Consider the following 10,119-nt stretch of genomic DNA (forward strand, 5'->3'; position numbering starts at 1 on the left):
TGAAAACTTTCGCGTATCCGGTGAAAAAAGTATCTGTGCAGGTACAAAACAGTTATGTGCCGGAAGCATATTACATAAGGGGAATATAAGATGAGAAGAAAGATAGGAAGAATATTAGCCCCTGTCATGGCAGCTATGCTGGTATTTGGCGGGTGTGGAAATAAGACAGCAGACCGGGTGACAGAAAATCAGACCCATAAAACAGAGGATGAAAGTAACGAGCCGGTGGAAAAAGAACCGGCAGAAGATGAAGATGAACTGAAAGAAGAAAATCAGGAAGAACAGAATACACAAGATCAGAAAACAGATGTTGAGGAAGAGGAGGAAAAGGCAGAGATTCCGGAAGAGAGCACCCTGGATATTGATTATACATCGGTGGATGGTCTGCGCATGGAAAAAGGCAGCAGGATCTCTGTGGTGATTAAAAATACAGAGTCCGATTACTGGAAAGCGGCAAAAAAAGGAATGGAGCAGGCGGTTTCTGATCTGAATGAATATCTGGGATACAAAGGTGATGATGCGATCACCTGTACCATCGAGGGTCCAAAGGATGAAAACGGTGTCGATGAACAGGTGAATATTCTGGATATGGTACTGACGGAGAATCCGGTGGTGGTATGTCTGTCAGCAGTTGATATGAGTTCCTGTGAGGCACAGCTGGAGGCGGCACAGGAAGACGGAATTCCGGTTGTCATGCTGGATTCCGGTGTGAAGAGCGATGACGATCTGGTTTATGCATACTGTGGAACAGATAATAAGGCAGCAGGCGAAGAGGCGGCAAAACAGTTGTGTGAAGCGATCAAAGATGCGGGTGAGGTGGCAGTGATGTCCCATACTCAGCTTTCCCAGAGCAGCAAAGACCGCGTGGAAGGTTTTCAGGAAGAGATCACAAAGAATCATCCGAATGTCAGTGTCGTCAGCGTGGATTATCAGCCGTCCAAGGACGATGATCCGACCGAGGAAGAATCGATTGAGGCAGTGCTGGAAAAATATCCGGATCTGAAAGGATATTATGCGACAAATCAGGCGACCAGTGAGGCAGTACTTTCTGTTCTGGACAAACACACAGACCGTTCTGTTCAGATGATCGGTGTTGATATGGGGGATACCCAGAAAAAAGCGATCGAGGATGGAAAAGAAGTCGGAAGTGTATGCCAGAACCCGTATGGTATGGGATATGCAACCATTGTGGCAGGTGCGAGAGCTTCACTGGGTCTGGAGAGTGACAAAAAAATCGATTCCGGTTTTCAATGGATCGATAAGAATACGATTGGTCTGGAAGAGTACGCAAGATATTTGTATTAAGAGGTGGCACTGCTGTATATCGTGAAAGTTCTTAAGATGCGGCGGTGACGGAGAAAACAGAAACAAAGTTCAGAAAAAAGATGCGGGTATGGAGTTTGCCCGCATTTTCTGTATAAAGGGTGCGAAAAAATGACGATGGAATACAAATCAAACTATGAGAAAGTGACAGAAGACTGGAAAAAACGTTTTCTGGATATGGATCAGGAACGGCTGATCGAACGTTTTCAATTAAACCATGACGGACAGTGGCTGTACCTTCGCTATCTGGGGCAGCAGCTGAAGCTATCGCGTACATCAGGAAAGGTTCTGTTTGCAGACAGAGAAGAAATACCGGAATTTGATACGGTTATTACGGTATATAATATGTTTTACTATGCAAAAGAGCATCCGGCAGCATCCGGGGAACTGGTTCCTTTTCGCCTGGTGAAACGGGTGTATCCTTTTGAACGTGCCTATCAGAAACAGATTCTGGAACCATTCGCCAGATTATTTTCCGGGCATGTGAAAGAACTGCGGGAAGCGTGTGAAAAACTGGGTGGTACAAAACTTCCACAGGGAGATGCGGGTTATCGGATCCCGGTATATCCGTATTTTGATATGGCGGTGTTGTTCTGGGACAGAGACGATGAGTTTGAAGCACAGGGAAATATGCTGTTTGATTCTAATATCACGGATTTTGTCCATGAAGAGAACGTGGTGTGTATTGCAGCGGATGCAGTAAGATATCTGTCCAGGGCAGCGGGCCTGGAAGAAATGAAAATTTATGCGGGATAATAAATAAAGAAAAGATATACCGGAAGAGATAAGGAGGGTAATATGAAGATTCGGGCGATGCAGCTGAAAGATATGGAAGAAGTGGTTGGGATGATGCGGGTATTTTATGATTCTCCTGCGGTGATCCATGCAGCACCGGACGAGATTCTGAGACAGGATGTAAAAGACTGTGTGGGAGATTGCCCGTATATTGAGGGATATATTTTTGAAGAAAATGACAGAATCCTTGGATACAGCATGGTGGCGAAAAGCTATTCTACGGAATATGGTGGTATATGTGTCTGGGTGGAAGATCTTTACATGAAAGAAGAAGCGAGAGGTCTGGGGATCGGAACTGCATTTTTCAGTTTCCTTGATGAAAAATACAAGGATCAGGCGGTACGATTCCGTCTCGAAGTGGAGGAAGAGAATGAGCGGGCGGTTGCTGTCTATAAGAAAGCAGGATATCATCCGTTGCCGTATATGCAGATGACAAAGGAACAGTAGAAGTGTAATTGACATTGAAAAACGAAAAGTAACTATTCAGTAGCCATTATCCCGCGAGGTGTTTTGGCATAAATATGCCAAAATCCCGAGACATACAAGCAAAAATGCCATCACCGAAGGTGATTTACGCGAGCAACGAGTCAAAGTCCGTGCTTGCACGGAACCTTGAGGAGTGCCGCGATAACGATAAAAACTCGCAAAGCGTATTTTTATAGTTTAAATGCATTTTGGCTCGTAACTGTGAAGGTACTGAACAGTTACCATAAAAGATAAATATATATTAGGTGCAAAATAAAAAATAAACAAAATATATATAAATATATTGACGTACTCGGAAAAATGAGATAGAATCACTTTAACGTGGTAATATAAGAAAGAAATTCAGCGAAGAGAAGAAGTAGAAACAGTGTAAGCGTTTCCAGAGAGCTGTCGGTGCTGAGAGACAGTAACCTTCCTGCTTTGAAGATCATCTCTGAGAAGGAAAGTCGAAAGAAGTGTCGAATAGGCTTTCACGGGCGTTTCCCGTTACAGAAACCGCGTATGCTGGTGCGTTGTATTCGTGCTTGTTTCAAGGAGGAAACAGGGTGGTTGCGGAATAGTTTTATCCGTCCCTAGTTTGGGACGGATTTTTTTTATGTGAACAACGAGCCAAAGTCCGTGCTTGCACGAGACTTTGGCGACTGCCGCGATCACTTGAGAAACTCGCAGAGCGTGTTTCTCATAGTTGTCAAAAACACCTGAAAGAAAACGAAACCGACACGATACGGCTAGTCAAAAAACAAGGGAGGATGCGTAATGAAAACGTACAAAAAAATCATGAATGGCGTAGCTATGGTGGAAAAGCTGATTCTTGTCCTTGCTACGATCCTGATTGTGGTGCTTACTGTGGGTAATGTATTATCCCGTAAGCTCCTTCACCAGTCCTGGTCATTTACCGAAGAACTTGTCGTTGCGGTATTTGTACTGATCACACTGATGGCTGCAGCTTTGGCCGCACGTGACGGAGAACTGGTCAACCTGTCACTGATTCCGGACAGACTGTCTGTGAAAGGACAGAAAGTGCTGCTGACGATCAACACGGTTCTGAGTGTTGCATTTACCGCTATACTGTTCAAATATGGTCTGGATAAAGTTATCACTCAGCTGGAGAACGGAAAGAGAACGTTCGTACTGAACTGGCCGGAATGGATCTTCTGGTCTTTCGTGCCGATCGGAGCAGCCTGCATGGCACTTCATATAATCGAGTATTTTGTTGATTATTGTGCAAAGAGTAAAAAAGATAAGGAGGAACAGGAAAAATGATAAGTGCAGTATTGTTTGTTTCGTTTTTTGTATTCCTGATCCTTGGTATTCCGATCGGAATCTGCCTTGGATTATCATCTATCTGCGCGATCCTGTACTCCGGTACTTCACTGACGATCGTGGCCACCAATATGTATTCCGGTATCAGCAAATTTCTGTTGCTGGCGATCCCGTTTTTCGTGTTGTCCGGTAATATCATGGCAAAAGCCGGTATTTCCAAACGTCTGATTCGTTTCGTGGATACCTGCGTGGGACATACCAGAGGCGGTATCGCGATCGTATGTGTTATCGTAGCCTGCTTCTTCGGAGCAATTTCCGGTTCCGGTCCGGCAACAGTTGCCGCACTGGGTATGGTACTGATCCCGGCGATGATCGAGCGTGGCGGATTTTCCGCACCGTTTTCTACGGCACTGATGGCAACTTCGAGTTCGATCGCGATCGTTATCCCGCCAAGTATCGCATTTGTTGTATATGCATCTATCACAGGTGTATCTATTGCGGATATGTTTACCGCAGGTATCGTTCCCGGTATCCTGATGGGTGTTGCTCTGGTGATCGTTGTTATGCTGGAGGCGAGAAAAAACAATATTCAGCCTACACAGAAAAAAGCAAGTGGCAAAGAACGCTGGGATGCGTTCAAGGATGCATTCTGGGGCTTCCTGATGCCGGTTATCATCCTTGGCGGTATCTACGGAAGTATTTTCACACCGACTGAGGCAGCTGCCGTGTCTGTTGTGTACGGTCTGTTTGTGGGAATATTTATTTATAAAGATATCAAGATCAAAGACCTGTGGGAGCTGATGGTAGACTCTGCGAAGACAACCGGTGGTATCATGCTGATCGTGGCGAGTGCTTCCCTGTTCTCTTTCGTATGTACCAAATTCGGTATCGCACAGGCAGCTTCCGATCTGCTCGGAAGCGTAGCGCATAACCAGTTTGTATTCCTTCTGATCGTCAATGTGATCTTCCTGATCGCAGGATGCTTTATTGATGCAAACTCTGCAATGTACATCTTTATTCCGATCATGCTGCCGGTATGTAAGGCACTGGGATATGATGTGGTAGCATTTGGTATCGTGGCAACTGTCAACCTGGCCATCGGACAGGTAACTCCTCCGGTAGGTGTAAACCTGTTTGTTGCGATTTCTGTCAAACTGAAAAAAGGAATGGAAGTTACCATTCAGCAGATTTCCAAGGCCGTTATGCCGATGATCGGAGCGTCTGTGGTTGTACTGTTACTGATCACCTATATTCCCGGAATATCCACCTTCCTGCCGAAAGCGCTGGCCGGAGAAAATGGTGCTTACAGCGGAACGGTAACGGCTTCTTCTGACAGTGCAGATGATGCACAAGATAGCACCGGTGGTTCCGGAGATTCTTATAATGACATCGCAGATTACAGTGATCTTGGCTGGGAAGAACAGACCTGGAACTTCACCTGTTCCACCACAGAAACCAGTACTTGGGCAGAGGGTGGAAGAAAATTCGGTGAACTGATGAAAAAGGCGACCGGAGGTAAAGTAAAAGTCAATGTTTACGCAGCAGACCAGCTGACCAACGGAAACCAGTCCGAAGGTATTCAGGCTCTGATGAACGGAGATCCGGTACAGATTTCCATGCACAGCAACCTGATCTATTCTGCTTTTGATCCGAGATTTAATGTGGTATCTCTACCGTTCCTGTTTGATTCAGTAGAAGATGCAGATGCAAAACTTGACGGAGAAGCAGGAGAAAAACTGAAGGCTATTCTGGATGAATACAATCTCCACTGTATGGGAATTGCAGAAAACGGCTTCCGCCAGCTGACCAACAGCAGACAGGAAGTCAGATCCGTGGAGGATATGAAAAATCTGAAGATCCGTGTGGCAGGAAGTAACCTGCTGATGGAGTGTTATAAGAGATGGGGAGCAGATGCGACCAACATGAACTGGTCCGAAACTTATACGGCCCTGCAGCAGAAAACCGTAGAAGGACAGGAGAATCCGCTGCCGGCTATCGATGCAGCCAGTGTACAGGAAGTACAGCCATACTGCTCCCTGTGGAATGCAAACTATGACTGTCTGTTCTTCTGTATCAATGGTGATATCTATAATAGTCTGACTCCGGAACAGCAGGAAGTTATTGACGAGTGCGGAAAACTGGCTACTGACTACGAACGTGAGATCAACCGTGCCGGAGACGACGAGATCATGAGCCGCTGGCAGAAAGAAAACGGTGTGACGATCACACAGAATGAAGATATGGACATCGACTCTTTCAAAAAGGCAGTAGACGGAATCGACGAGTGGTATCAGAAAGAACTGGAAGACCAGGGATACGATGATGCCAAAGAACTGATTGCTGCTTTCCAGTAAAAAAAGGACATCAGACCAGGCAACATTGTCTGGAAGTAAAACAGATCCGGAAACCGATAAATGGTTTTCCGGATCTGTTTTTGCGTCCGGCTATTCTCATATTAAAAAATATGATATAATGAGCGTTAGCGAGCGGGAACAAACAAAGTTTGTTCATCGGGAGCGGCGAATGGCGATCATGATAGCTGCGAGAGCAGCGTCAAGCACCGCAGGTGCGAATCATGATATAATGAGCGTTAGCGAGCGGGAACAAACGAAGTTTGTTCATCGGGAGCGGCGAATGAAGATCATGATATAACAGAAGAAATAGGAATGTTTAACAAACAAATAAATAAGGAATCTCCTACCTCTAAGTATAAACGAAGGTAGGGGAGAAATTATCAAAAAGAAATGAAACGGCAGTAGCGGGCGGAGAAAAATCGGTATCCCCTACTGATATGAGGTCAAGCAACGTCGGTATTCCCGACATGTCGGACTCTGTGAAATTACCGACCGTGGATTGAAACAATAACCGATACAGAAAACGAGGAGAGTAAATGTGAAAAAACAGGAAGAAATACTTGCAGATCCCGTGGAAAAACTGAAACTGTTACTTGAACAGGGGGAATTTGAGCTTCTGGAAGAAAAGACAGAGGGAAGAATCTCTTATCGACTGATCTATCTGATGAATGATGCTGTGGAAAGTTTTCTTGTTCTTAAAAACTGTCGGATGACCGGAGAATATCTGGCAGATTATGAAGGTAAGATTGAAACGGAACTGCGGGAATATAAAGAAGAAAATGTGAAATCAGAAACAGGGTTCGTAAACCATTCTGAAAAAAATAAATATATCCTTGTGGTGCATCAGGGTGATTCGGTATGCACTCTGATGTTTACCGGTCTGGAAGAAGAAGTTCACCTGTATAATTATGGAACAATCGGTCATTTCTGGGTAAAGAGATATGAATATCTGCGTCAGCTGGAGTATACGTTTGCCATTATACGTGACAAACGGGAGTATCTGGGAGAAAGATATTGTAACAGACGGGAGCAGAAACTGGCAGCTCTGGCGGATTTTCCACCGTTGAATTATACCTGTTATCCGGCAATCAGCAAAGAATATCTCGTGGAGAGAGAAAATGCCTGGAAACCAGCCGGACAGGCTCTGTCCGTTATGGAAGAACTGCTGAAGGAAACCGGTGATAAACAGCTGTTGAGACTGGTGCGTCTGTATGCAATGTTCCCGGTGAAAATACTGGCAAGATATATAGCCATGCAGCTTCACAGAACAAAACACAGAAAGGTGGTGCAGCTTTTGCAACAGCAGGTACGACAGGCGGCAAAATACTATCCGGAACGAAAATTTTCAGGAAAAGAAGAAAAAAAGTTTCGGGAGCAGAGAAAACGGGCGCAGGACTGTGCAAGAGAATGGGAAGAAAAAGGATACCGGGTGGATATCTTCCGGGAAGAACCGTTTACGGTATCGAGAGATTCTGTTGAAGGAAAATATTATGTGATGATATGGAAAAAAGGTTTCCGGAATCAGAAAGTGAAAATAGAGGAGATTCTGTAAAACAGGTACGGAAGAATGGATATGACAAAACAACGACAAAAATAACAGACAGAGGATACAGAAGCAAAGAAAGGGAAAAAATATGAGTTACGCAGTAGTTACACTGAAAAAAGGAGAGGGACGTACACTGAAAGCAGGCGGGGCCTGGATATTTGATAATGAGATCGAGAGTATCACCGGAGGATTTGACAACGGTTCACTTGTGCTGGTACACGACTTTGATGGCTACCCCATGGGACGGGGATTCATCAATCAGAATTCCAAGATCAGAGTTCGAATGATGACCAGAAACATTCATCAGGAGATTGACGAATCATTTTTAAGGATGCGTGTAAAAAATGCATGGGAATACCGAAAAACTACAGTGGATACCTCATCCTGTCGTCTGATCTTCGGTGAAGCAGATTTTCTTCCCGGACTGACCGTGGACAAATACGAGGATGTGCTGGTGGTGGAGTGTCTGGCACTGGGCATGGAAGCATTCAAAGAAACCATCGTGAAACTGTTAAAAGAAGTGCTGGCGGAAGACGGCGTGATCATCCACGGTGTCTTTGAGCGAAGCGATGCCAACGAGCGGAAAAAAGAAGGACTTCCTAAAGTAAAAGGATGGATCGGGGAGCCGTATAAAACGGAAGTGGAGATCGTGGAAAATGGAGTACATTATCTGGTAGATGTGGAAAATGGACAGAAAACCGGATTCTTCCTGGATCAGAAGTACAACCGTCTGGCGATGCAGCGCATCTGCAAGGGAAAACGGGTGCTGGACTGCTTTACCCATATGGGAACATTTGCCCTGAACGCCGGAATTGCCGGAGCCACAGAGGTAACCGGGCTGGATATCTCTGAGTATGCCGTTTCCCAGGCAACGGAAAATGCAAAAAGAAACGGACTGGAAGACAGGGTCACCTTCCGCTGTGCGAATGTATTTGACGAACTTCCACGCCTGGCAGAAGCAGGAGAGAAATACGATGTCGTGATCCTGGATCCTCCTGCATTTACCAAATCCCGCCAGGCCACCAAAAACGCTATCAAAGGTTACCGCGAGATCAATATCAAAGGACTGAAACTGGTCAAAGACGGCGGCTACCTTGCCACCTGCTCCTGTTCCCATTTTATGACCCAGGAACTCCTTGCGAAAACGGTTCGGGAAGCTGCAAGAAGCGCTCATAAACGTCTCCGCCAGGTGGAATTCCGCACTCAGTCCCCGGATCATCCGATCCTGTGGGCGGCAGATGAGTCGTATTATTTAAAATTTTTTATTTTCCAGGTCGTTGACGAAAAGTAATTTTTTCCGAAAAATAAAAAAATATTTCAAAAAAGCCTGAAAGAGATAATAGGATGTATTTATGGATGCTTGCGGCAGTCGTCGCTTATTTTATCAAAGGTTTGTGTGGCTTTGCCAACACGCTGGTATTTACAGCAATTCTCAGTTTTGGATCGGTAAATGCCAATATTTCTCCAATTGATCTGCTGTTGGGTTATCCGGCCAATGTGATTCTTACCTGGAAAAACCGAAAAAATCTGGATCCGAAAGTGTATATCCCGTTGGCAGTCCTGGTACTGGCAGGCAGTATTCCCGGAGCATTTCTGTTGAAAAATGTGGATGCCAGAGCGATCAAGCTGGTATTTGGAGTGGTAGTAGCCGCACTGGGTGCGGAGATGCTTTCCAGAGAGTACAGCAAAAAACGCGTACCTTCCTCCCGGCTGGTGCTGGCGATCATCGGTGTGGCAGCCGGGGTTTTGTGCGGTCTCTTTGGTGTGGGCGCTTTGCTGGCCGCTTACGTCAATCGCGTGACGGACGAGGACAGCTCATTTAAGGCAAATATCAGCGCGGTCTTTATTGTGGACAACACATTTCGCATTATTTTGTACAGTGCACTTGGATTACTTACGTTTGATACGGTTCTGTCCGTCTTGAAACTGATTCCGTTTGCACTTTTGGGGCTGTTTTTGGGAATCAAATGCAGCAATCATATGGATGGAAAAAATGTTAAGAAGATTACATCGGTATTGCTGGTACTGTCCGGTATTTCGCTGATTTTGAAAAATCTTTAAAAATGCAGGAACGATCCAGGAAAAGAAGTAAAAAAATAGGATTTGCTTATGAAAAAAATATTAATAACATTATTAGCTTTTGGTTTAATATTAAACATTACAGCATGTAAAAAAAATGAAGCAAAAAACCCAGAACTTCCAACAATTGGGATTGCTAAATTAATCTCTCATAATTCATTAAATGATGCAGAAAAAGGCGTGCTTGATGAATTAAAAGAGTTAGGCGTTCAAGCAAATATTGACCTGCAGAATGCAAATGGTGATTTAAATATTGCTTCAGCTATTGCCAGT

The 10,119-nt window shown here is 44.9% G+C and carries 9 protein-coding genes and 1 other annotated feature; all 9 genes read left to right on the top strand.

The window, feature by feature from the left end; translation table 11 throughout:
* Positions 1 to 90 precede the first annotated feature (90 nt).
* Positions 91 to 1,305, top strand: coding sequence for an ABC transporter substrate-binding protein (locus tag MSA64_RS03650; RefSeq protein ID WP_287890588.1), 1,215 nt, complete (start codon positions 91 to 93; stop codon positions 1,303 to 1,305).
* Between the two features lie 129 nt (positions 1,306 to 1,434).
* On the top strand, positions 1,435 to 2,079 hold the full coding sequence (locus MSA64_RS03655) for a DUF3786 domain-containing protein (RefSeq protein ID WP_022171462.1): 645 nt from the start codon (positions 1,435 to 1,437) through the stop codon (positions 2,077 to 2,079).
* Between the two features lie 42 nt (positions 2,080 to 2,121).
* On the top strand, positions 2,122 to 2,565 hold the full coding sequence (locus tag MSA64_RS03660) for a GNAT family N-acetyltransferase (protein ID WP_227337824.1): 444 nt from the start codon (positions 2,122 to 2,124) through the stop codon (positions 2,563 to 2,565).
* A gap of 375 nt (positions 2,566 to 2,940) precedes the next feature.
* Positions 2,941 to 3,181, top strand: a binding site (T-box leader).
* Between the two features lie 179 nt (positions 3,182 to 3,360).
* Entirely contained in the window at positions 3,361 to 3,867 is a 507-nt protein-coding gene (locus MSA64_RS03665) for a TRAP transporter small permease (protein ID WP_277663846.1), read from the top strand.
* Positions 3,864 to 6,221: a TRAP transporter large permease subunit gene (locus MSA64_RS11785; protein WP_330639040.1), complete on the top strand. Its 2,358-nt coding sequence runs from the start codon at positions 3,864 to 3,866 to the stop codon at positions 6,219 to 6,221. The genes MSA64_RS03665 and MSA64_RS11785 overlap by 4 nt, the downstream gene beginning before the upstream one ends.
* Before the next feature lie 538 nt (positions 6,222 to 6,759).
* A complete protein-coding gene (locus MSA64_RS03680) occupies positions 6,760 to 7,773 on the top strand; it encodes a DUF3878 family protein (RefSeq protein WP_277663845.1) in 1,014 nt (337 codons plus the stop codon).
* Positions 7,774 to 7,855: 82 nt separating this feature from the next.
* Complete coding sequence (locus MSA64_RS03685; protein WP_022173098.1) at positions 7,856 to 9,058, top strand: class I SAM-dependent rRNA methyltransferase; 1,203 nt, start codon at positions 7,856 to 7,858, stop codon at positions 9,056 to 9,058.
* A gap of 53 nt (positions 9,059 to 9,111) precedes the next feature.
* Positions 9,112 to 9,828, top strand: a complete 717-nt coding sequence (locus MSA64_RS03690; RefSeq protein ID WP_287890592.1) for a sulfite exporter TauE/SafE family protein — start codon at positions 9,112 to 9,114, stop codon at positions 9,826 to 9,828.
* Between the two features lie 48 nt (positions 9,829 to 9,876).
* Positions 9,877 to 10,119 (top strand): ABC transporter substrate binding protein (locus tag MSA64_RS03695; RefSeq protein WP_287890594.1); only part of this gene is annotated, 243 nt, incomplete at its 3' end.

Origin of the sequence: Oliverpabstia sp., assembly GCF_022785585.1 — a bacterium.
Taxonomy (GTDB): Bacteria; Bacillota; Clostridia; order Lachnospirales; family Lachnospiraceae; genus Oliverpabstia; species Oliverpabstia intestinalis.